Source organism: Streptomyces sp. NPDC102467 (assembly GCF_044765445.1).
Lineage (GTDB): Bacteria > Actinomycetota > Actinomycetes > Streptomycetales > Streptomycetaceae > Streptomyces.
This window is the reverse complement of the sequence record NZ_JBIWKA010000020.1, coordinates 73673-95402: the sequence shown is the minus strand read 5'-3', so window position 1 is coordinate 95402 and position 21730 is coordinate 73673. Positions and strand designations below refer to the sequence as shown.

Here is a 21730-nt window from a genome sequence, read left to right as displayed (position 1 = left end):
TGGGTCCGGCCGATCATGGATCAGGTGCAGGCGCTTCCGTTGAGCGCGAAAGCCGAGGGGGTGGGGTTGGTCCCGTTGTACGTCCCCTGGATTCCGAAGCTCGCTGTCGCACCGGGTGCGATGGTCCGGTTCCAGTCGGCGTCGCGGGCGACGACGGCGGTGCCGTCCTGGGTGACGGTCGCGTTCCAGCCGCTCGTGACGCGCTGGCCTGCCGGGTAGGCCCAGCTCAGTTTCCAGCCGTCCACGGATTTCGGGCCCGTGTTCTTGACGGTGACCGTCGCGGTGAAGCCCGTGCTCCAGACACTGTCGCCCTTGTACGTCACCGCGCAGGCACCGGTGGATGGCTCGTCGGGAGAGGTCCGCTCGGCGGCGTAGGCGGCGAGCCAGGCCAGCGGGGCGTTCCAGTTGACCGCCACCTCGTTGGTGGAGTACGAGCCGATGTCGTCGATGTAGCAGGCGGCGGCCGCGCAGCCCGACAGCTTCTCCTGCGCCACCGGGTCCTCGAGCCCGCTGTTGGGACCGCCCGCGAGCGACCCCGCCGGAGGGTTGGGCAGCGAGGCGTCCAACTGGTGTGCCCAGAAACGGTGGTGCTGGTTGTGCGAGGACGTCTTGCCGTAGCCGGACACGTAGGACTGTCCGATGGCGTTGCGGCCGAGGAGGTAGTCCATCGTCTCCAGGGCGCCGGTGCGGTAGCGACTGTCGCCCGTCAGTTCTCCGGCGACGGCCACGACGATCGCGTCGCCCGCGACCTCGCCGTTGGAGCCCCAGAAGTAGCCGTCCGCCGGGACGGGCACCGCGTAGCCCTGGCCGGCCATCCTGGACAGGTAGCCGTCGGCGGCGGAGGTCACCGTGGAACGGACGCGGGCCAGGTCCGCGGCGGGCAGCCCGTTGGGGACCGTGGCCAGGGTGAGCCGGCCGAGCGCGGCCGTGTCCGCCCAGCCGAATCCATAGGCGGAGAAGGCGGTGGGGGAGGTGTGCCAGGACGAGCCGGTGACCGCGTCCCGGTAGCCGCTGTCGCCGGTCGTGGCGTACAGCTCGGCCGCCGCCCAGTAGAACTCGTCGCCGACCTGGGTGTCGCCGTAGGCGCCGCCACCCGTGCTGTCCGAATCCGGCGCGTACAAGGCCGGGTTGGCGCGGGCCGCCGTCCAGGCCCGGCGGGCGGCCGACAGGCAGCGGTCGGCGAACGCGGCGTCGTAGGGCCTGAAGACGCGGGCGCACTGTGCCGCGGCTGCCGCGAGGTTCAGGGTCGCCGCCGTGGACGGGCGGTGCAGCTCACGCGGCTGGGCGTCCTGGTCGGGGCGGAGCGGCATGCCGGTCCAAGCCGCGTCATGGATTTTGTGGAACGCCATGCCCGTGTACGGCTTGTTCTCGGGCACCTGCATCCGCATCAGGAAGTCGAGCTCCCAGCGCGCCTCGTCCAGGACGTCGGGCACTCCGTTGTCGCGCTCGGGGACCCGTAGCGTCGAGTCGCCCAGTGCGGCGTCCTTGCCCGCCCGCTTCGCCCGCTCGAAGGAGTTGACCATCAGCCAGGTGGAGATGCCGCCGTTCACCACGTACTTGCCCTGGTCACCGGCGTCGTACCAGCCGCCCCTGACGTCCTGGGTGTAGTCGCACACGGTGGCCTGGCACGGAACGGAGGTGTCGCCCTTGTTGGGTGCGACACCGAGGTGTCCGGCCGGGCGCGCGTAGGCGGAGCCCACCAGGGAGGCGTCGATGGGAATGCCGCTGCGCTGGTGGTAGAAGAACGCCATCGCGTCGGAGCGCAGACCGTCGTACAGGTTCGCGCGGATGTCGAAGGGCACGCTGCCGCTGCCGTCCACCGCCAGGACGTACCCCGATCCGGACCCTCGGTACGCGGAGAAGTCGGCCACCTGGACGGACTGTCCGGAGGGGGTGTCCGCGCCGCGCGGGACGGTCGCGCCGGAAGCGACCACCGTCCCGGCCGCGTCGCGCAGCTGCCAGGTGAGCGACTGTGTCGCCGTGGTGACCACGGTGGCGCGCTTGGGGCCGTCCGGCAGGTAGCCGACCTGGTTGACGCGGACGGCAGAGGTCGCCGCCGCGGAGGGGACGGCTGCCGCGGCGGGTGTGGTCAGGAGGCCGCCGACGAGGAGGGAACTCGTCAGCAGGGTGGCGGCGAGGCGTCTGGGGCGACGTAACAAAGGGGTGGGGGGCATGAACGGCTCCTGTGTCTATGGGGGTCAGCAGGTGGTGTGCCGGTCCGGGTGAGCAGGCCCGTCCGCCACGACAGGCGGCGGTAGTCGCTCCCGGCGCGGGCCATCTCGCCGCGGCTCATGCCCTGGGGCCAAGTGCCGCTCGGGAAGGCGACGTTGCTCTGGTCCGGGAGGCGTTCGTTCTGGGCACCGACATGGTCGTCCTTTCTCTCGCTGGAGGCGTTCTTGGTGCCCAGTGGGAGCCGTGGGCAACGCCCAAATTGGGAGCGCTCCCATCCGAAATATCGAACAGCGGTCGGTGCGTCGAAGATTCGTAGCGGACAGTAATGACGTGCAGGGCAGTCGTCAACAGGTGTGGACGCATACGGGAGTTGAAGATGTGGCAGCCCGGGTCGGACGCCGTTTGCCCGACTTCCCACCTGCACGGACGCCTTGGGGTGGGGAAGCGCGTCGAAATCTTTCGAAAAGTTTTCGATCGTCCCGATGTGCTGGTCAAGCCCAACGGCCGGGCGCTGGTTGGGAATTGATCTGCGTCAGGTCTTGACCGGGGAGGCTCAGGTTCCTAGCTTGTGGCGTCGAAGATTCGAGATTCTCCGAAAAGTTTTCGGTGTTGAAGCGGCACCCCAGTCCCGGAGGCCCCATGGCTCGCACGCCCCGGAGGCCTCTTTCATCTCGGCCACGGTCGGCCACGGCCGGCCACGGCGAAGTGCTCTGGCCGGAACGCCCAGAGCACTCAGAGCGCCAACCCTGACCCCCGGCGTGGCCGCTCCGCGGTTCACCGGGGTCACCTCACCCCCCGGAGGCTTCTGATGTGGTTTCGCCATCCGCCCAAGCGCCACCTGAGACGCTTGCTCGCCGTCCTCGCACCACTGCTGCTCGTGGCAACCTTCCTCGGTGCCCAGCCCGCCGCCGCGGCGACCGTCGACACCAACGCCTGGTACGTGCTGGTCAACCGCAACAGCGGCAAGGCCCTGGACGTCTACAACCTGGCGACCAATGACGGCGCGCGCATCACTCAGTGGACCAGGAACGATCAGAACCAGCAGCAGTGGCAGTTCGTCGACTCGGGCGGCGGCAACTACCGCATCAAGTCCCGCCTTTCCGGCAAGGTGTTGGACGTCTCCAACGGGTCCACCGCCAACGGCGGCTCGATCGCCCAGTGGTCGGACCTGAACGGCGCCAACCAGCAGTGGCGGCTGGCCGACAGCTCGGACGGCTACGTGAGGTTCATCTCGGGCCACAGCAACAAGGCCCTCGAGGTACAAGGTGCCTCCACCGCCGACAACGCGAACATCGTCCAGTACGACGACTGGGGTGGCGCCAACCAGCAGTGGCAGCTCGTCAAGGTCGGCGGCGGCAACTCCGGCTCGTGCGATCTTCCGTCGACCTACCGCTGGACCTCGACGGGCGCACTGGCGCAACCCAAGTCGGGGTGGGCCTCGCTGAAGGACTTCACCGTCGTCCCGTACAACGGCAGGCAACTCGTCTATGCGACGACGCACGACACGGGGACGAGGTGGGGTTCGATGAACTTCGGCCTGTTCACCAACTGGTCGGAGATGGCCTCGGCCGGCCAGAACGCGATGTCGGCTTCCACCGTCGCGCCCACGCTCTTCTACTTCGCGCCGAAGAACATCTGGGTGCTCACCTACCAGTGGGGTGGGACCGCCTTCTCCTACCGGACCTCCAGCGACCCCACCAACCCGAACGGCTGGTCATCCGAGCAGGTGCTCTTCTCCGGCAGCATCTCCGGCTCCGGAACCGGACCCATCGACCAGACACTCATCGGTGACGGGACGAACATGTACCTGTTCTTCGCCGGTGACAACGGCAAGATCTACCGGGCCAGTATGCCGATCGGGAACTTCCCCGGCAGCTTCGGCACGACCTCGACAGTGATCATGAGCGATTCGACGAACAACCTGTTCGAAGCTCCGCAGGTCTACAAGCTTCAGGGCCAGAACCGCTACCTCATGATGGTCGAGGCGATCGGCTCGCAGGGCCGCTACTTCCGCTCGTTCACGGCCACCGGTCTGAACGGCTCATGGACCCCGCAGGCGGCGACCGAGAGCAATCCTTTCGCGGGCAAGGCCAACAGCGGCGCCACGTGGACCAACGACATCAGCCACGGCGAACTGATCCGCGCAAGCGCCGATCAGACCATGACCGTCGATCCCTGCAATCTGCAGCTGCTCTACCAGGGACGCAGCCCCAACTCCGGCGGCGACTACGGACTCCTGCCCTACCGGCCGGGGCTGCTGACACTGCAGCGCTGACGGTGTGACGCGGTGCGGCTCCGGTGCGGAGCCGACGAGGCGGGCTCGGCGGAAGGCCGAGCCCGTCCGAGTCGTGCCACGACGCGGCGTCGCGGGCGGTGCCACCCGGCATGACCGGCCTCCACACCATTATCACACTTTCTTCACTGGGTCCCCCGCCTGTTTTTCGCCAACAAGGCGACTTCGAGACGCACTTGACGGAGTATCATGATCGTCCGGTGATACGATTTTGGGCACATGCCACGTGGGCTTTCTCCTCGATGGTGGCTACAGCCAAGGGCTCTCCGCGTGGTGCAGGCTGCCCGCAGCCGAGGGCCCGCATGGATAGATCCCGGGAGCTGGACTCCAGCCGCTCAAAGAGAGTCACATGACGAATTTTTGGCAGGATCCGACAGTCTGGGCGCTTGCTGCCGGCGTCCCTGTCGCGACCACGGTCGTCGTTCGCCAGCGAAAAACGATCAGAGTTTTACGCCGTCAGAAGCAGGGTCTCGAAGGTGACCTGGGCGCACTGCAGGGCAGTTACGCCCACCTCGAATCCACCCTCGAAGAGCTACGGAGTGGCTACGACGAGGTCGTCCGGCAGGCCAAGGAAGAGGCGGAGAACGCCACAAACACCGTACTGAAGTCCGCGATGCAGACGCTCCAGGGCCTCGCCGCGGAGCAGCAGCGGGCCATCTCCGGGCTGCAGAGCAAGTACGGCGACTCGGCCGTGCTGCAGGATCTGCTCGATGTCGACCATATGAACGCTCAGTTCAACAGGCGCGCGCAGTCCATTGCCGTGCTGTGCGGAGGGTGGCTCGGCAGGCAGCGGGAGGCGGCGTCGGTCTACGACGTGATCCGCGGCGCTCAGGGCCGTATCCGGCACTACCAACGCGTCGACGTCCTCTCGCAGGTGGACTTCGCGGTGGCCAGCCGCGCGGTCGAGCCGGTCGCGCTGACGGTGGCCGAACTGCTCGACAACGCCACCAGCTATTCGGCGCCGACATCGATGGTCGAGATCAACGTGCGGACGGTGCCCAGGGGCATCTGCATCGTGATCGATGACGCGGGCGTCGGGATGAGCGAGGAAGAGAAGACGAACGCTTCGGTCCTCCTGTCCAGTGAGTCCGCGGTGAGCGTCGCCGAGCTCGGCAACCCTCCCGCGTTCGGTTTCGCGGTGATCGGTGCGTTGTGCGCTCGCTTCGGGTTCACGGTCACCATCGACAGCACGTCCCCTTATGGGGGTGTCCGTGCGGTGGTGATGGTGCCGAAGGATCTGCTGACCGTCGCGCCGGAGCCGAAGAAGCCCAGCACGGCGATGACGACTGATTCCGGCGCGGGAGACAACGGTTCGAGTCCTGCGGAGACAGCTGATGGGCTGCCCAAGCGAAGGAACCGGCGAGCCATGGCACTTGTGCCGGACAAGCAGCTCGCCTCATCTCCGCCGCCCGCCCGGTCGGCGGAGGCCAGAGTAGCGGCTATGGGGGCCTTTCAGCGCGGCACTGTCGACGGCCGAAGTGCGGGGGTGCCGGCCGTCGAACTCGAGCCCAGACCTGCCGATTCACACAAAGGAACCGATGCCCCGTGAGTAGCGACGACCTGTCCTGGATGCTCGAGGATGCGCTGGCGATCCCCAAAGCCCTGCATGCAGTCCTGATCTCTGCCGACGGACTGCAGATGTCCCGCACATCGGACATCGGTCGGGACGAGGCCGACAAGGTCGCCGCTGCCGTGAGTGGACTCCAGTCCCTCAGCCGGTCCGTCGCATTCTTCTGTGGTGACACCAGCGTGAACTGGCGTCAGACCCTCATCGAGTTCGACGGCGGCTGGGTCTTCTTGAACGCGGCGGGTGGCGGCTCCTACCTTGCCGTGGCGGCGTCCGCCGATGTCGACATGGGGGACATCACTTACCGGATGCAGCAGCTCGTCAGCCGGTTGGGCAAGGCAATGTCGACCGGCCGCCGCGACGACACGGTCGCCGCGCATGACTGACACCGGCCGTTCCGAGTCCGAGTCCGAGCCCGAGGCCGGAGAATTAGTCCGGCCCTACGTCATCACCCGCGGACGTAACCTGCCCGCCGAGAACGAGTTCTCGCTCATCACGCTCGTCACGACGGCCACCGACCAGCGGCAGCGTCCCCAGCGGCTCTCTCCTGAGGAGCAGCAGGTCCTGGAGATGTGCTCGAACGGCTACCTCTCGGTCGCCGAGATCGCCGCGCACTCCCAGCTGCCTCTCGGTGTCGTCAAAGTTCTGCTCAGTTCCCTCGCCGAGGGGGGCTATCTGATCACCCGCGCGCCGGTGCCCTCGGCTCGTCTCGCCGACAAGAATCTTCTTCAGGAGGTGCTGGATGGCCTCAAGGCCCTCTCTGGCTGAGGACGCATACGTGCGCAGCGGTTCGGAGCAGACCGCGGTGAAGGTCTTGGTCGTCGGGCACTTCGCGGTCGGCAAGACCACCTTGATCGGCTCTCTCTCCGAGATCACGCCGCTGTCCACCGAAGAGAACATGACGAGCCTCTCCGAGAAGGTGGACGACCTCAAGGGAGTGCAGGGGAAGACCACCACCACCGTCGCCCTGGACTTCGGTCGCCTGACACTCAGTGAGCGCATCGTGCTCTACCTGTTCGGTTCACCGGGACAGCAGCGGTTCGTCAGCCTGTGGGACGACATGGCTCGCGGAGCGCTGGGGGCCCTGGTCCTGGTGGATCCCGAGCGACTGGCGGACAGCTTCGAAGTCATGGATCTGATCGAGACCTACGGCCTCGACTTCGCCGTTGCCATCAATCAGTTCGACGGCGGCACGGAACACACACCCGAAGCGGTCCGGGAAGCGCTCGACCTGCTGCCCGACACCCCGGTCGTCACCATCGACGCACGCGACAAAGAGTCGTCCGTGAACGCATTGATCACCATGGTCCGCTACCTGCAGAAGCGCGCCGCCCTGGAGCACGCATGACAACCCCCTCCGTACCCTCCTCCGTACCTCCGCCCGGCTGCCCCGCACACGGCAGCGGTCAGCGAATACCCCTCGACACAGCGGAGTTCGCCGCTGACCCGCACGCGTTCTACCGGTACATGCGTCAGTTCGGCCCGACGGCGCCCGTCACCATCGCCCCCGGTGTGGATGCGACCCTCGTGACGGACTACAGCGCGGCACTCGAACTTCTGCAGGACCCCAGCACCTTCCGCAAGGACTCACGCCGGTGGCGTGCCCTCAACGAGGGCCGCATCAGCCCCGACAGCCCCGTCCTGCCGTTGCTGGCCTACCGGCCCAACTGCATGTTCACCGATGGCGCCGAGCATCTGCGGCTGCGTCAGGCGATCACCGAGAGCTTCACCCGCGTCAGCAACAGCCGGCTGAGCAAGATCGTCAACCAGGCCGCGCTCTTCCTCATCAACCAGTTCAGCGCGCGCGGTTCGGCCGACCTGCTGAGGGACTACGCGCAGCAGCTTCCCCTGTACGTGTTCAACGAGCTCTTCGGTTGCCCGGCAGAGATCGGCGACCGGGTGCTGTTCGGAATCTCCGGCATGTTCGACGGAGTCAACGCCGAGCAGGCCAGCCAGGTCCTGGTCCAGGCGGTCGGCGAACTGGTGGCGTTGAAGCGCGCGCAGCCGGGCGAGGACATCACGTCCTACCTGATGCAGCATTCGGCACAGCTGACCAACGAGGAGTTGGTGCACACGCTGGTGCTGCTCCTCGGCGCGGGCGGCGAGCCGGAGGGCAACCTCATCGGCAACGGCTTCTACACCATGCTGACCAATGAGGAGTACGCGCGCAACGGGCAGTTCGACAAGGCGCTCGACGACACCCTGTGGCGCAACGCGCCCATGTCCAACTACGCGCCGCACTACCCGGTCGCGGACACCGACGTGGCCGGCGACAAGGTGCACGCCGGTGAGCTGGTGCTGGTGAGTTTCGGTGCCGCCAACACGGCGCTGGCGGACCGCGGGGCCGACACGCGCGGGCACCTTGCCTGGAGTGCGGGCCCGCACGCATGCCCGTCGAAGGAGCCGGCCCGGCTCATCGCCCTGACGGGCCTGGAGGCCCTGTTCAACGCGCTGCCCGACGTCGAACTCGCGGTCCCCGCGGACAGTCTCGTCTGGCGGCCCGGCCCGTTCAACCGTGCGTTGGCGTCCCTGCCCGTCCGTTTCGGTGCGGTCACACCGCGTCCCGCGGCCCGGCCCCAGCCGGCGGCCGTGCCACAGCACGATCAGGCGCACCATTCCGTCCCTGCCGGGCCCGCGGCATCGCAGGCCACGGGGGGCAAGCCGGGACGGAGCGGTTGGAGCGGCTTCGTGAGGTGGCTGACGGGCCAGTAGCCGTAGAACGCACTGTGATGCAGGTGACACAGGCGGTTGTTGTCACCTGCATGAAAGATCAACTACGGGGGTAGGACTGCGCGGAGTGTCTGGAGTGACACAAGATGAAGGAGAGGCAGTGGAACCCGCAGCAACCTCGGCGCAACGTTCTGCAGTCAAGCGGCCGGGCCAACGGCGCACTACTTTCAGTAGACGGAATCCGTGCACGGGCGGTGACCCCGACAAGCCGCACGGCCGGATACCTGCCTCTCCCGGCGGATCCCTTTCCGTCTCTTCGCCCGCCGACGTGTTACGTCCCCGTACGCCCGCACCTTCCGAGCGCGCACAGCGCTCACAGCCCTTCGAAACGCGAGGGGCACGATGACCACGCAGCCGGAGACCGGCATACCGACGGCCGGTCCCGGAGAGACAACGCTCGGCGACCACGTTCTCGGCCAACTACGCCGCCTCGGCGCCACGGTGGGCCTGAGCGAGGCGGACACCGCACTGTACGGACAGGTCCTTCTCGACTCGCTCTCGGACGCCGCCCGGCGACCGCTGTCCCTGCCGCCGGCCACACCCAGCTTCCTCTCCGACGACCACACACCGGTCGAGTTCTCCCTTGCCTGCACCTCGGACGCCGCTCCGGTACTGCGGGTGCTCGTCGAACCCGGATGGGCCCACGGCGACATGGGCGACAGCGCTCGCGCCGGACTCGACGCCATCCGCACGATGGCCGCCCGCTGGGACTTCTCCACCGACCAACTCGACGCACTGGAAGACCTGTTCTTCCCCTCCTCGGCCGAGGGACCACTGGCACTGTGGTACGCACTCGACCTGCGCGCCGGGGGAGTGCCCGGAGTCAAGGTCTATCTGAATCCCTCCGCCGCCGGACCCGAACACGCTGCGCGCACCGTGCGAGAGGCGTTGCGCCGACTCGGCTACGGCAAGGCCTTCGCGGAGCTTCCCCCCGCGGCGGGATACCCGTTCCTCGCGTTGGACCTGGGCACCTGGAAGACGCCCCGCGTCAAGGTCTACGTGAAGCACCCGGACATGTCGGCTGACGACGCCTGCGCGCTGAGCCGTGCCGCCGGGCCCGCGGAGTCCGACATCAGGTACTTCTTCCGTACAGCTGCAGGATCGTTTCCTCGGTCCGATCAGGGCGCCGACGACGCTCCGCGGCTTCTCAAGAGGCCTGCGCTCACCTGCCATTCCTTCACCGAAGGAGACGCCGACCCGAGCGGCTTCACACTCCACATCCCCGTACGCGACTACGTCCGCGACGACGAAGAGGCCCTCACACGGGCCACGGCCCTGCTGACCCGGTTCGGCATGGACCCCTCGATCCTGGGCCGTGGCCTGCGCGCCCTCACGCAGCGCCGGCTCGCTGACGGGGTCGGGCTGATCGCCTACCTCGCCCTCGTGTACGAGCGAGATCGGCAGCCCCGGATCACCGCCTATCTGTCCTCGGAGGCCTACGCCGTCCGGCCGCCGCAGGAGCAGTACCCGCAGGACCAACGTGTACCTGCACGACGAAGTCAGCGTGCCCTGAACCCCGGCCACAAGGCCGCCGGCCACGCCGGCCCGCACACCGCACAGAAGGAAGCCACGTGGAGCCGTACCGCATCAAAGTCGTAGAGCCCATCGCGTTCACCACCCGGACGGAGCGCGAGAACGCGCTGAAGCGGGTCGCCTACAACCCCTTCGAGCTGCGTGCCGACGAAGTCACCATCGACCTGCTGAGCGACTCGGGGACCGGCGCCATCTCCGCGGACCAACTGGCCGCGGGCATGAACGGTGACGAGTCCTACGCCGGCAGCCGCTCGTTCTACCGGTGGCACGAGGTCGTCTCCGAACTCACCGGCTACCCGCACATCCTGCCGGCACACCAGGGCCGGGCCGCCGAGCGCATCCTGTTCTCCTCCCTGCTCAAGCCCGGCACGAGCGTGCTGTCCAACACCCACTTCGACACCACCCGCGCCAACGTCGAACTGACCGGCTGCCAGGCCTACGACCTGCCCTGCGCCGAGGCGAAGGACCTCGACAGCGACTTTCCCTTCAAGGGCAACATCGACCTGATCGCCCTTGAGCACGCGCTGGAGAACGCCCACCAGGCGCCCGTGGCAGCCGTGCTGATGACCATCACCAACAACGGTGGCGGTGGTCAGCCGGTCAGCATGGAGAACCTGCACCGGACGGCCGCGCTGTGCCGTCGCTTCGACGTGCCGCTGATCCTGGACGCCGCGCGCTTCGCGGAGAACGCCTGGCTCGTGACCCAGCGCGAACCCGGCTACGAGAACCGCACCCCACGCCAGGTCGCCGAGGAGGCCTTCCGCCTCGCGGACGGCTGCGTCATGAGCGCGAAGAAGGACGGCATCGTCCACATCGGCGGCTTCATCGGTCTGAAGGACCCTGAACTCGCCGAGCGGTGCCAGGGCCTGCTCATCGCCACCGAAGGGTTCACCACCTATGGCGGCCTGGCCGGCCGTGACCTCGACATGATGGCCCGCGGACTCCTCGAAGTCACCGAACCGGCATACCTCGCGGAACGCGCCGACATCGCCGGCTACCTCGCCGCACGCATCCGCGAAGCCGGGGTCGACATAGTGGAACCGGCCGGCCTGCACGCCCTCTATGTCAACGCCGGGCGGCTTCTGCCCCACATCCCACCGCACCAGTACCCGGGCACCGCGCTGGTCTGTGAGCTCTACCTGCGCGGAGGCATCCGCTCGGCAGAGCTGGGCTCGCTGTACCTCGGCGAAGAGGACGAGCAGGGCAACCCCGTCAAGACCGCGCCCTACGAACTCGTGCGGCTGGCGCTTCCCCGACGGGTCTACACCCGCAGCCACTACGACCATGTCGCCGACACCCTGGCGGACATAGCCAAGGACCCCGAATCGGTGCGCGGCTATCGCATCGTGGGGCAGTCGCCGATCCTTCGCCACTTCAGCATCAAACTGGAGCCCGCGCAGCCCAGTAACTGATCGGCCACTTCGGCCACGACGCCGGCCGGCCCGTCGCATCGCCCACGGCTCAGCCGCGGCGCTGCACCGGGCCGTGGCCGGCGAGCGTACGTGGAGGCTGCTGATCTCGGTATCTCGAGCGCGAGATCCGTCAGAAGGGCCCCAGCCCGGTGCTACGGCGAGGACGGCCGCTGTCCGGAGCGGAGTACGAGCAGGGTGATCTCGCTGGGGGCGAAGACGCGGAACGGCGGGCCCCAGAAGCCGGTGCCGCGGCTGGTGTAGAGAAGTGTGCGGGAGCCGTGGCGGCTGAGGCCGGCGAGGGCCGGCTGGTCGATGCGGACCAAGTGGTGGAAGGGCCAGATCTGGCCGCCGTGGGTGTGGCCGGAGAGTTGGAGGTCGATGCCGGCGGCCGCCGCCCGGTCGACGAACTTGGGCTGGTGGGCCAGGAGCAGGACGGGCAGGTCGGGGTCGGCGCCGTCCAGGGCGCCGGCGAGGTGGGCGCGGTGGCCGGCCAGACCGGAGGACTCCGCGGTGACGTCGTCCACGCCGGCGACCACGAGGGTGTCGCCGCCGCGCTCCAGCAGCAGATGGCGGTTGCGCAGCGGCTCCCAGCCCAGCTCGCCCATCAGGTCGACCCAGCCCTGGGCCTCGCTGTAGTACTCGTGGTTGCCGGTGACGTAGACCCGGGCCCGGGTGGCCTGCACGGTGCCGAGCGGGGCAGCCTGGGCGCGGCGGCGTTCCGCTGTGCCGTCCGCGATGTCGCCGGTGTGGCAGACCAGATCGGCCTCCAGGGTGTTCACCGTGGCGCAGACCCGTGCCGACCAGCGGGCGCGATCGAGCGGGCCGTAGTGGGTGTCGGTGATGAGGGCGACTCGGGTGCCGTCCAACCCGGCGCCAAGGCGCGGGAGTTGCACGTCGAGGCGGCGCACACGTGGCACCCGGCGGGCCTCGGCGTACCCCCAGGCGAGCAGCACGGCGGCCACGCCGAGAATCGCCCAGGTGGTGATCCTGGCCCGGTCCTGGCCGTCGCCGACGCCGGCCACGGTGAGGGCGAGCCGCAGCAGGACGCCGAGCAGCACGGACCAGGTGAACAGGACCCAGCCGGCGCCCAGCAGGGTGTCCCCGATGATCGCCGCCCGGTCCTGCTGCCGCTTGCCGTGGCCGCGCACCATCGTGAGCGGCATGCCGATCAGGCCGAGGGCGAACAGGGCGGTGCCGCCCAGGGCGACGGGGAGCGGCCAGTGCTGGCCGGTGTACAGCAGTACCCAGCAGGGCACGGCCCACAGCAGGACAGGGGCGATCAGAGGGATGAAGCGCATGAGGCGGCGCAGTCGGCTCTGCTGCGTCGCGTGCGCCACACTGTCGGCGGGTCGGGTTTCGCTGGTGTCGGTCACGCTTCCCCTCCTCGAGCAGCCGGGCTGCCGTCGCGCGCACTGTATCCGGTCGCCCTTGGGCCGGTCGGACGGACCTGTGCGTCGGGCTGGGCCGCCGAACGTGCCGGGGCAGTTGGCGCGGCCCGGAGATCTATAGTCGATCGTATGAGTCGTTGGCAGGAACTGACCGGTGGGACGTCCGGAGGCGAGTACGCCGCGCGCTTCGAGGCGCTCGCCCGCAGCGGGAAGGACATGCACGGAGAGGCCGCGTTCTGCGCGGCCCTGCTCCCCGCCGGGGCCCGGGTACTGGACGCGGGCTGCGGTACCGGGCGGGTCATGATCCGGCTGGCGGAGCTCGGATACGACTGTGTGGGGATCGATCTGGACGCCTCCATGCTGGACGAGGCGCGAGCGCGAGCGCCTCAACTGCCTTGGTTCCAGGTCGATCTCGCCGAGTTCGACGCAGCCGCGCTCGATATCTCGGCGAACTTCGATCTTGTGGTGGCCGCAGGCAACGTCATCCCGCTGGTCCACCCCGGGACAGAGGCCGCGGTGCTCAAACGCCTGGCCGCAGCAGTACGCCCGGGAGGCCTGCTGGTCGCGGGCTTCGGCCTGGATGCCGCCCACTTGCCCGTGCCGCCCACCATCACGCTGCCGGAGTACGACGCCCACTGCGCCGCGGCCGGCCTCGACCTCGTCGACCACTTCGCCACCTGGGACGCTGCTCCCTACGACGGCGGCGGCTACGCCGTCAGCGTCCATCGCGCCCGACCCTGACCGGGTGCGCCGGTGGCCCCTGGTCAGCGGCGGCCGGTGGCCAGGGTGACGAGGAACTGGCCGCCGCCCGGCTCGATGTCGGCGGTCACCGGCAGCCCCGGTACCAGTCGGGAGAACCGGTCCACCAGCCAGTCCGCCGCCTCTTGGGCGTCCCGCCTGGTCGGACAACGGCCCACCATCTCGCGGCCCCCCTTGCGCTCCAGCCTCCCGGCAACGGTGATCAGCGGCGCGGGTTCGACCACGTACAGACGGTCCGGCCAGGCGATGACCACCTTGACCGCGCCCTTGCGGGTGTTGCATCCGCGGTGCGCGAGCCGCTCGGGGATCTTGGCCTTCCGGTCGGCGGTCCGGCTGTCGACGCTGGGCCCCCGCGGGTCGTTCACCGACTCGTCGGGGTCGACCGCTTCGTCACACACCCAGCATCGCCAGCCGTCACGCTCGGCCACATCATCAAGGAGACTCATCCGAGCAAACTAGCCTGACCTTGTTATGAAGGCGAGTTGCTGCTCAAGTACGCCTTGATGTCGGACGCCAGGGTGTCGAGCACTCGGCGGGCGGCGATCGGGCGGCGAGCCGTTCCTCCGGTCGCCAGCGCGTCGACCTCCTCCACCGCGGTGTTCAGATCGTCGTTGACCACCAACCGGAAACGGTCGGCGTGGGAGATGACACATTCGACCTCCCGCAGCGCTATGGCGACGCGTTGCGTGATCGCGGCCTTTCCGTCCCGCGGGTTCCGAACGCACCGACTCTCCAGCCTGCGCAGGAGCTCCGGAAGACCGGGCGGCAGCAGGAAGACCATCAGCAGACCAGGCAGGGCGATTCTGCTGAATGCCAGGGCCCCTTGGATGTCCACGTCGGTCAGGGCCGTCCCGCTCTCCCAGGCTCTCCGTAGCTCCTGGGAGCTGGTGCCGTAATAGTTGCCTCCATAGCGCTTGAACTGAACGAACTTCCCGTCCCGGGCGAGACGAGCCATCTGTTCGTGCGTGACGAAGTGGTACTCGATTCCGTCCTGTTCAAGAAGTTCGTCGTTATAACGGGGGGCACGCGTGGTGTGTGAAATTATTTCGCGGTAACGCCCTGTCGCGAGGAGGCCCCGCTTGACCGAGTCCTTTCCCGCCCCCGAGGGGCCGACCAGCAGAAGGGTGGCTCGCGTGGGCGACGAGGAGTCGAGGTGGATGTGGGGCTCGTATCCGTCGGCCAGTACGGAGAGTTCGCTCGCCCAGTCCATCCTCACTCCTCGGCTCCTGCCGGTGACCGGAGAGGCTCGCCGAGCTGATCCGGGGTGACCCCGGCGGGCCACACGCCGCCTCGAAAACTTCCTGCCCGGGTGGCACCGTAGAGCGGGCGATAAGCCGCCGGCAGCTCGGGACTGTCGGCGGAAGCGAGCCACAGCCGCAGGAGCAGACGCGTTCCGGCACCGGGCGAATCGACGAAGGCGGTCCGCGCATGGAGCGTACGGAAATTGTCGATCACCTGCACGTCGCCGGGGGCCAGGGTCATTTCCACCGACATTTCTGGACGGGCGAGTATCGCGTCCAGCCTGTCCATGGCCCTTCGCTGGTCCGGGGTGATTCCGGGCGCATCCGGGTAGCGCTGCGATTTCTCGATGAAGATCCTCAGGTAGCGCATCACGAGCGATGACCCGGCCATGCTGAACACGGGTATGCCGTGCCAGTCGGAGAATCCCGGGAAAGCTTCGCCTCGCAGATCGTTGGGCAGCGGCCGACAGAGCTCGGCCCATGATTCCGGTGATTCATCGAGCATCACGTTGTGCACGGCGGGGACGGAGGCGAGGCGGCTCACGCCTCCCGCGGCCGCCTGCCGGATGCACAAGAGCGTGACCACATCGGTGCGGTCCGCGTGGAACGACAGGGAGTCCGAACCTGTATAGCCCCGCTTCTTCCCGCCGCCACGCGGCAGGCGAACGTCCTCCACTCGTCCGATGAGGTCCCCCCATCGGTTCTGTGACACCGGTCGGCCCAGAAGGCGGCCGAAAAGCAAATAGGCCCGCTCGACCAGCGAAGGATCCTCGTCCACCGGAAAGCCAGTCAGTACGGTGAATCCGAAGCCTGTTCGCAACTCCTTGCGTATGTGGGTGGCAAGGGCCTTGGACGCCGGTAGCACCTGGAGCGGCAGAGCAGGTTGAGTGCCACCGGCCTTCTGGTCCCCCGACTTCGCCGCTGCCGCGATCAGTTCTCTTACGACAGGAGGAGGCATTGCTCTGCGCCAACTGGCTTCGTGCGGGGTGACATCCTCACGGACCCAGCCGCCGCCGACGCGGTTCTGCTCGGCGGGGAGGTGCTGAGTCAAGAAGTCAGCGCCTTTATCGCGTCGATGATCGCGACGACCGCGCCGGACGAGCCGGCGCTGAGCGCGAGATTCTCACCGATCTTCCTGAGCAGGGACTTGTTCTCGCTGTTCATCTGTTCCGACGGGAAGTCGGCGACGATGGTGTCAGCGGTGACTTCCTCGTCCAGGGTCACGTCGGCGCCGCCCAGCCAGTCGACGAACCGCGCGGCGTCACTCTCGGAGTTCATGGCCCTGCGGAGACGATCGGCCACTCCTGCGGAAGACACCCTCATCGTGTTGATGGTGGCCGAATCCTGAGCCACATTTACATCCCCGGTCACATGCGACACGTGAAATGATCGATCCACGACAGACCCCTTTTCCGATGGACCGGAGTGATGATTTCGGGCTACGTCAGCATAACATTCGAGAGACCATGCAAGGCTGTGGGCGCTTTTCCGTACCGCCGCGCTCGCGTATGTCCTGAACGGGTAATGCGAAGGTCCGGTCCAGAAAAGAGAGCGGTGCCTCCGCTTTCGATAGCGGGCCACTCTGTTCAGCCGGCGCTCCGTCCACGAGTTGGACCCGGACAATCCTTGCGCAAACAGATCGTTCGCCAAGTACTCGCGTTCCACACGCAGATTGTCGAGGACACCGGCCAGCACGGGGACCGGCAGTCCGAAAAGCGGTTGATGGATGCCGAGCTCCGTGAGCATCAACTCGATGCGGCGTGCGCTGAGCGTAGGGAAGTGGGCGGGGGTGAACACGCTCATTTCCGGCACGCCGCGTCCGAAGTCCCGGAACACTGTCGCCGAAAGGCTGTCGCAGTACAAGCCGGCCCACTGGCGCGTCAGATGAGCGCCCAGTTCCGCCCTGAGGTGGAGAGGCGGCCCATCGGCAAGCCTTCGCAGCGTTATCGCGTCCGCGACCAGGTCGGCAAGGAGCGGTCGATCGCCCAACTGCTCCGGAAGTTCAAGAAAGGCGTCCAGGAGACGATCGGGGACCGGACGGCCGGCATACAAGGTGAGGGAGAGCCGGCTCTCCGGATCGACGATGCTCGTCTCCCACCATTTACGGATGCCGAGCGTCGCGTTTCCCTGCTTCTCCACCCACCCCGCGCTGTACTCCTCCACCAGACGGTCCTGGGCGGATGAGAAGAGAGGAGCGAACAGCATCTTGTCGCTGTCGAACTGGTGGCGTCTGCTGTTGAGATTCGTCCGCGGGTCGGCCCCGCTGCCGGTTACGCGGAGCAGATCGTTCTGGATCAGGGGGGAGAAGCCCTGCAGGAGTCCGGATATCGCCACCTCTTCGTGATGGGCGGATATGGGGAAGAGCGCGGGTTCGGGGGAGACGACCGTGGAAATACGGACCAGGCGCTCGCATACGGTCAACGGCGGCGTGGAACCCGCGGCCATGCGGGCCAGGATCTCGTGGTCCACGAAGTGCAAGAAGATGCGTCTCCTCACTGCTCGGTTTTCCCCGGTCTGAGCGAGGGATCGACTCCGGTCTTCAGCTTGATGTAGGACCTGCAGACGTCGAGCTTCGACTCCATGTACGCCGTGACCGCATCGGTCTCGGCGACGGAAAAACTGTCTGCGAAGAGCGAAACGGCTTCCAGGGACTTGGTTGTCACCCCGAAATCGAGAAGCTGGAACTTGACGTCATCGAGCGTGCCGTAGGGCTCGATGGGTGTTTCGAATTGCAGTCCGTAACTCTGGAAGAATTCTCGGGAGAACGCGACGGCCTCGGGAATCTGCTCCATGTACTCGTGAGCTTGGTAGGACGAGAACCCGGACACCACTCGTTTTATGTTCCGGTGCAGCGCGAGCGCGATACCCTCACATTGGATCGCCATTTGATGGCCGAGAAGGATGAGGTTCGTCCGGTACGTGGCGAAGTCGCTCTCGATATCGGCTATGGCAACTCTCCGGAATATTCCGGCGCTGTGCGTCAGATGATGCTCCACCGACACGGCCGGGAAAGACCGAACGATCTCTCCCACGCGTAACGGCACGACGTCCGTTTCTATCGTGGCGCCGGTACGTGCGGTCATGAGGAGGAGGTCACGTCCCGCGTTCGCCTCCAAACAGGCGGCCAGGGACGAGTCGCGTCCCCCCGAGAAGAGTATGAGCGACGTCTCGCGCATGGTTGATGCACACTCATTTCATGGACGAGAACTCATGGAGAGTTCAAGGATGAAAGTTCCTGGACGAGGGAGTTGTGCACGTTCATGAAGTTCTCGGCGGCCTGGGGTGGCAGCAGGGGAGTGGCGCATGATCGTCGGCTCGTCGGCTCGGGGCACCGGGCATCGCGGATGGCCCGTGCACCGTTGTAGGGCAGAAGTCGCGTGGCCTCGGCCTGAAACGCCACGTTGTCGGCCGCTTTGAGGATCTTCCTGTTCTCGTCCGAGGGTGGCATCGGGACTCCCAGAGCCTGACCGATGGCCAGGTCCATGGTTTCCGTCAGATCGGCGTATCCGGTGTACTGACCCACATCCCGCAGTCGTCTTTTCAGCGGTGTCGGCATGTCCCCCAAATAAGCCTCGTGGGAGTCGTGATGCAGCGCCAGGAGGCGCAGGTCCGGCCTTCCCATATCGGCCACGACCTCGGACACCAGCACAGAGTGCTGGGCCACGGAGTAGAACTCAGACGTATGACCTCCGAACCGGCAGATGCGGGACAGCGCGCCGGCGATGTCCTCCAGTGCGATCGATTCAGGAGACGGGCGGGACAAATTGACTCGCCTTCCGGAGGAAGTGTCCAGCCAACGACCTTCGGCAGATTTCATGGAGCGGCGGCTTCGCTTTCTCTTGCAGGGCGTACACCCGACGAAATCGATCAAGGATGGCGATCTTGCCCGCGCCGCCATCCTGTATGTCTGTGCATCGAAAGAGGATCCCCCAAAGCGCCGCCGTTCGCCAGCAGTTGAACTCTTTGGACAGGTGCGACGTCAGGCGAGTAGGCCGAACAAGATCTCGAACGCGGCATGCTTCATATGATCAACGGGCCGGGGCCCCGGCTTTTGGGCTCGTGGGCCCGCAGGGTGGGAAATGCAGGCGGGCCCGGTTGCGCAGTCGATAGGGGCGGTGCCTATCGGCGGGACGCCGCTCACCACCTTCGACGAGGACGAGAACGTCGCTCTCGCTCTGCGCGCCGGGGCCGGCGGCTTTCTGGGCAAGGACGTCAGCGCCGAAGTGCTCCTCGCCGGCATCCGAACCGTCGCGGCCGGCGAGGCGCTCCTTTCTCCCGCCGCCACCCGGTCCCTGATCACCCGGTTCCTGGCGATGCCCGACCCCAGGGCCAGGTCGCCCCGCCCAATGAGCTGGGCCTGCTCACCGACAGGGAACGTGAGGTCGTGGCGCTGGCCGCCCTGGGCAAGAGCAACGACGAGATCGCCGCCCAACTGGTCATCAGCCCTCTCACCATCCGCAGTCACATCCACCGGGCCATGACCAAACTGCACGCCAGGGACCGGGCTCAACTGGTCGTCATCGCCTACCAGACCGGCCTCGTGAGCCCCCGGCCGCCCCACTCGGCGCCCTGACGATCCCGACGGGACCGCAGCGAGGCACCGCTGTTCGTCCGCCGTCGGCGGAACGGGATCTGTAGCGCGACTGTTGCGACCGGGTCAGCACGAACAGTCCGCTCCTTCGGTATCTTTCCGGGGACTTCGGGGACCGGGTGGCTGCAGCCGCCCTTGAGCAGGGGACGATGCGACATGGCGACACCTTCGGCGGAGCTGTTCCAGCCGCTCAGAGCCGACGACCCGCCGGTGGTGGGCGGTTACCGCCTCGCCGCTGTGCTGGGTACCGGCGGGATGGGGAAGGTGTATCTCTCCTACACGCCGGGCGGCAGGCCCATCGCGTTGAAGGTGATCCGGGCGGAGTTCAGTCAGGACCCGGAATTCCGGCGGCGGTTCGAGCAGGAGGTCAACCTCGCACAGCGGGTGCAGGGCCTGTACACCGCGCCCGTCATCGACGGCGACACGACGGGCCAACAGCCCTGGCTGGCCACCGCGTACGTGCCCGGCCCCTCGCTCGCGCACGCCGTGGCCCAGCATGGCGCGCTGCCGCTGCGCAGCGCGCTCCTGCTCACGGTCGGTGTCGCCGAGGCCCTTCACGTGATCCATGGCGCGGGCATCGTGCACCGCGACCTCAAGCCTGCCAACGTCCTGCTCGCCGGCGACGGCCCGCGCGTCATCGACTTCGGCATCGCGCGCGCCGCCGACGCGACCTCGCTGACCGGCACCGGCGTGACCGTCGGCACGCCCCACTTCATGGCCCCGGAGCAGGCGGCTGCCGGCACCGTCACGCCCGCCACCGACGTGTTCGCGCTGGGCCAGATCACCGCCTTCGCCGCCATCGGCGCACCGGCCTTCGGCGAGGGCTCCTCGCACGCGGTCCTCTACCGGATCGTCCACGAGGACCCCGATCTGAGCCAACTCCCGGACGAACTGAGGCCGTTGGTGGCCCACTGTCTGAGCCGCGACCCCGCCGACCGCCCCAGCCTGACCCAGATCATCGAGAAGTGCCACGAGCTGTCCCCGACCCCGCTGCGGCAGGGCGAGGACTGGCTCCCGCAGACGTTCGCCAGCTCCATCACCGAGCGGCTGCGCCTGCCCGAGCCCGCACCGACACCCCCGCCCGCCGCGACCGCGCCGACGACGCCTCCGCCCACCTCGACGGCCACGCCCCCGCCTTCCGTCGGCGCGCCGCCGCACCCACCCACCGCGTTCAGCCCGCACACGCCTCCCCCGTACGCGAACACGGCGCCCCACCAGTACGTCGCGGGGCGAGCCCCCTATCCGACGCCCGTTCCGCGGCATGGTCACCCGACCCCGCCTCCGCAGTGGAACCACGGTTCCATGCAGCCCGTCGGACCGGGCATGCCCGGTCCCCGGCCGTGGGGTGCGCCCCCGCCGCCGAAGAAGAGGACGGGGCTGATCGTCGTCGGGGCCGTCGTCGGGGCGTTCGCCCTGCTGGCGATCATCGGTGCCCTGCTCCCGGACACGGACAAGGGGGACGGCCGGTCCGGGGCCTCCGGCTCCGGCTCCAGCAGTTCGGACGGAACGGGCGCGGGCGGCGGCAAGCGGCCCGACCCCAAACCGGCGAGCTACAAGGGGATCGACCTGACCGAGGACTACTACCTCAAGCTCGGCGACAGCCCGCCCAAGCCGCTCGACGGCGGCGACACCGGGGCCATGTACATGGGCGGTGACCTTTACTACTACTACGACGACACCGTCACCGGGGATCAGAAACTCGGCACCGACAATGGCAAGCTGGTTCTCCTCAACAACGCGCAGAAGGGCAGCCTGCAGGCCTGCCGCACGGAGACCCGCTACACCGACAAGATCGACCTCGACCAGCTCTCGGCCGGATCGCAGATCTGCGTGCGCAGCGACGCCGGCCACATCGCGGTGGTCACCTATCGCGGAAAGTCGGGCAGCCATGATCCGAGCCAGTACGTCACTGTCGACGTGACAGTCTGGCGCAACGCCGAAGAGCCGACAGAGAGCGACTGACCTGGTCGGCGCGGGGTGCGACGAGGTCCGGTTCCCGGACCCCGTGCGCACCCCCGACCGGGCACCAGACCGGAGGACCTGC

The 21730-nt window shown here is 67.7% G+C and carries 18 protein-coding genes and 1 pseudogene; 11 read left to right on the top strand and 8 right to left on the bottom strand.

The window, feature by feature from the left end; genetic code table 11:
* Positions 1–20 precede the first annotated feature (20 nt).
* Complete coding sequence (locus ACIREE_RS35030; protein ID WP_404161575.1) at positions 21–2174, bottom strand: glycoside hydrolase family 9 protein; 2154 nt, start codon at positions 2172–2174, stop codon at positions 21–23.
* A gap of 806 nt (positions 2175–2980) precedes the next feature.
* On the opposite strand from ACIREE_RS35030, the gene ACIREE_RS35025 reads away from it, so the two are divergent.
* The 8 genes from ACIREE_RS35025 (at position 2981) to ACIREE_RS34990 (ending at position 11707) form a co-directional block, all read left to right on the top strand.
* Positions 2981–4447: a non-reducing end alpha-L-arabinofuranosidase family hydrolase gene (locus ACIREE_RS35025; protein ID WP_404161572.1), complete on the top strand. Its 1467-nt coding sequence runs from the start codon at positions 2981–2983 to the stop codon at positions 4445–4447.
* 367 nt (positions 4448–4814) lie between these two features.
* Positions 4815–6014, top strand: coding sequence for an ATP-binding protein (locus tag ACIREE_RS35020; protein ID WP_404161569.1), 1200 nt, complete (start codon positions 4815–4817; stop codon positions 6012–6014).
* 20 nt (positions 6015–6034) lie between these two features.
* A complete protein-coding gene (locus ACIREE_RS35015; protein ID WP_404161814.1) occupies positions 6035–6418 on the top strand; it encodes a roadblock/LC7 domain-containing protein in 384 nt (127 codons plus the stop codon).
* Positions 6411–6800 carry a DUF742 domain-containing protein gene (locus ACIREE_RS35010; RefSeq protein ID WP_404161566.1) on the top strand — a complete coding sequence of 130 codons (390 nt, stop codon included), beginning with the start codon at positions 6411–6413 and terminating at the stop codon, positions 6798–6800. The genes ACIREE_RS35015 and ACIREE_RS35010 overlap by 8 nt, the downstream gene beginning before the upstream one ends.
* Positions 6775–7380, top strand: coding sequence for a GTP-binding protein (locus ACIREE_RS35005; protein WP_404161563.1), 606 nt, complete (start codon positions 6775–6777; stop codon positions 7378–7380). The genes ACIREE_RS35010 and ACIREE_RS35005 overlap by 26 nt, the downstream gene beginning before the upstream one ends.
* Positions 7377–8744: a cytochrome P450 gene (locus ACIREE_RS35000; protein WP_404161560.1), complete on the top strand. Its 1368-nt coding sequence runs from the start codon at positions 7377–7379 to the stop codon at positions 8742–8744. The genes ACIREE_RS35005 and ACIREE_RS35000 overlap by 4 nt, the downstream gene beginning before the upstream one ends.
* Before the next feature lie 360 nt (positions 8745–9104).
* Complete coding sequence (locus ACIREE_RS34995; RefSeq protein WP_404161557.1) at positions 9105–10361, top strand: tryptophan dimethylallyltransferase family protein; 1257 nt, start codon at positions 9105–9107, stop codon at positions 10359–10361.
* Entirely contained in the window at positions 10334–11707 is a 1374-nt protein-coding gene (locus ACIREE_RS34990; RefSeq protein WP_404161554.1) for a tryptophanase, read from the top strand. Before ACIREE_RS34995 ends, ACIREE_RS34990 begins: the two co-directional genes overlap by 28 nt.
* Before the next feature lie 152 nt (positions 11708–11859).
* Here ACIREE_RS34990 and ACIREE_RS34985 read toward each other — a convergent pair whose 3' ends face one another.
* The gene (locus ACIREE_RS34985) at positions 11860–13080 is read right to left on the bottom strand and encodes a metallophosphoesterase (protein ID WP_404161551.1); all 1221 of its coding nucleotides are present in this window, start codon (positions 13078–13080) and stop codon (positions 11860–11862) included.
* A 144-nt stretch (positions 13081–13224) separates the two neighbouring features.
* Between ACIREE_RS34985 and ACIREE_RS34980 the strand changes: the two genes are divergently transcribed.
* On the top strand, positions 13225–13836 hold the full coding sequence (locus ACIREE_RS34980; RefSeq protein ID WP_404161549.1) for a class I SAM-dependent methyltransferase: 612 nt from the start codon (positions 13225–13227) through the stop codon (positions 13834–13836).
* 23 nt (positions 13837–13859) lie between these two features.
* On the opposite strand, the gene ACIREE_RS34975 is transcribed toward ACIREE_RS34980, so the two are convergent.
* The 6 genes from ACIREE_RS34975 to ACIREE_RS34950 are packed head-to-tail and all read right to left on the bottom strand — an operon-like array spanning position 13860 to position 18912.
* Positions 13860–14300 carry a hypothetical protein gene (locus ACIREE_RS34975; RefSeq protein ID WP_404161547.1) on the bottom strand — a complete coding sequence of 147 codons (441 nt, stop codon included), beginning with the start codon at positions 14298–14300 and terminating at the stop codon, positions 13860–13862.
* 23 nt (positions 14301–14323) lie between these two features.
* A complete protein-coding gene (locus ACIREE_RS34970) occupies positions 14324–15064 on the bottom strand; it encodes a guanylate kinase (protein ID WP_404161544.1) in 741 nt (246 codons plus the stop codon).
* Between the two features lie 2 nt (positions 15065–15066).
* The gene (locus ACIREE_RS34965; protein WP_404161541.1) at positions 15067–16146 is read right to left on the bottom strand and encodes a TauD/TfdA family dioxygenase; all 1080 of its coding nucleotides are present in this window, start codon (positions 16144–16146) and stop codon (positions 15067–15069) included.
* Positions 16143–17573, bottom strand: coding sequence for a hypothetical protein (locus ACIREE_RS34960; protein ID WP_404161538.1), 1431 nt, complete (start codon positions 17571–17573; stop codon positions 16143–16145). Before ACIREE_RS34960 ends, ACIREE_RS34965 begins: the two co-directional genes overlap by 4 nt.
* A gap of 14 nt (positions 17574–17587) precedes the next feature.
* The gene (locus tag ACIREE_RS34955; protein WP_404161535.1) at positions 17588–18271 is read right to left on the bottom strand and encodes a hypothetical protein; all 684 of its coding nucleotides are present in this window, start codon (positions 18269–18271) and stop codon (positions 17588–17590) included.
* 32 nt (positions 18272–18303) lie between these two features.
* Entirely contained in the window at positions 18304–18912 is a 609-nt protein-coding gene (locus ACIREE_RS34950; protein ID WP_404161532.1) for a hypothetical protein, read from the bottom strand.
* A 319-nt stretch (positions 18913–19231) separates the two neighbouring features.
* Here ACIREE_RS34950 and ACIREE_RS34945 point away from each other — a divergent pair.
* A pseudogene (locus tag ACIREE_RS34945) lies at positions 19232–19668 on the top strand (DNA-binding response regulator); the annotation flags it as partial.
* A 174-nt stretch (positions 19669–19842) separates the two neighbouring features.
* Positions 19843–21648: a serine/threonine-protein kinase gene (locus ACIREE_RS34940; protein ID WP_404161529.1), complete on the top strand. Its 1806-nt coding sequence runs from the start codon at positions 19843–19845 to the stop codon at positions 21646–21648.
* Positions 21649–21730 lie beyond the last annotated feature (82 nt).

Excerpts from the sequence above, each read along its gene's own strand:
- ACIREE_RS35020 (WP_404161569.1), top strand. The coding sequence starts at position 4,815 with ATGACGAATTTTTGGCAGGATCCGACAGTCTGGGCGCTTGCTGCCGGC.
- ACIREE_RS35000 (WP_404161560.1), top strand. The coding sequence starts at position 7,377 with ATGACAACCCCCTCCGTACCCTCCTCCGTACCTCCGCCCGGCTGCCCC.
- ACIREE_RS34940 (WP_404161529.1), top strand. The coding sequence starts at position 19,843 with ATGGCGACACCTTCGGCGGAGCTGTTCCAGCCGCTCAGAGCCGACGAC.
- ACIREE_RS35030 (WP_404161575.1), bottom strand. The coding sequence starts at position 2,174 with ATGCCCCCCACCCCTTTGTTACGTCGCCCCAGACGCCTCGCCGCCACC.
- ACIREE_RS34975 (WP_404161547.1), bottom strand. The coding sequence starts at position 14,300 with ATGAGTCTCCTTGATGATGTGGCCGAGCGTGACGGCTGGCGATGCTGG.
- ACIREE_RS34995 (WP_404161557.1), top strand. The coding sequence starts at position 9,105 with ATGACCACGCAGCCGGAGACCGGCATACCGACGGCCGGTCCCGGAGAG.
- ACIREE_RS35005 (WP_404161563.1), top strand. The coding sequence starts at position 6,775 with ATGGCCTCAAGGCCCTCTCTGGCTGAGGACGCATACGTGCGCAGCGGT.
- ACIREE_RS34970 (WP_404161544.1), bottom strand. The coding sequence starts at position 15,064 with ATGGACTGGGCGAGCGAACTCTCCGTACTGGCCGACGGATACGAGCCC.
- ACIREE_RS34980 (WP_404161549.1), top strand. The coding sequence starts at position 13,225 with ATGAGTCGTTGGCAGGAACTGACCGGTGGGACGTCCGGAGGCGAGTAC.
- ACIREE_RS35010 (WP_404161566.1), top strand. The coding sequence starts at position 6,411 with ATGACTGACACCGGCCGTTCCGAGTCCGAGTCCGAGCCCGAGGCCGGA.
- ACIREE_RS35015 (WP_404161814.1), top strand. The coding sequence starts at position 6,035 with ATGCTCGAGGATGCGCTGGCGATCCCCAAAGCCCTGCATGCAGTCCTG.
- ACIREE_RS34955 (WP_404161535.1), bottom strand. The coding sequence starts at position 18,271 with ATGCGCGAGACGTCGCTCATACTCTTCTCGGGGGGACGCGACTCGTCC.
- ACIREE_RS35025 (WP_404161572.1), top strand. The coding sequence starts at position 2,981 with ATGTGGTTTCGCCATCCGCCCAAGCGCCACCTGAGACGCTTGCTCGCC.
- ACIREE_RS34950 (WP_404161532.1), bottom strand. The coding sequence starts at position 18,912 with ATGAAATCTGCCGAAGGTCGTTGGCTGGACACTTCCTCCGGAAGGCGA.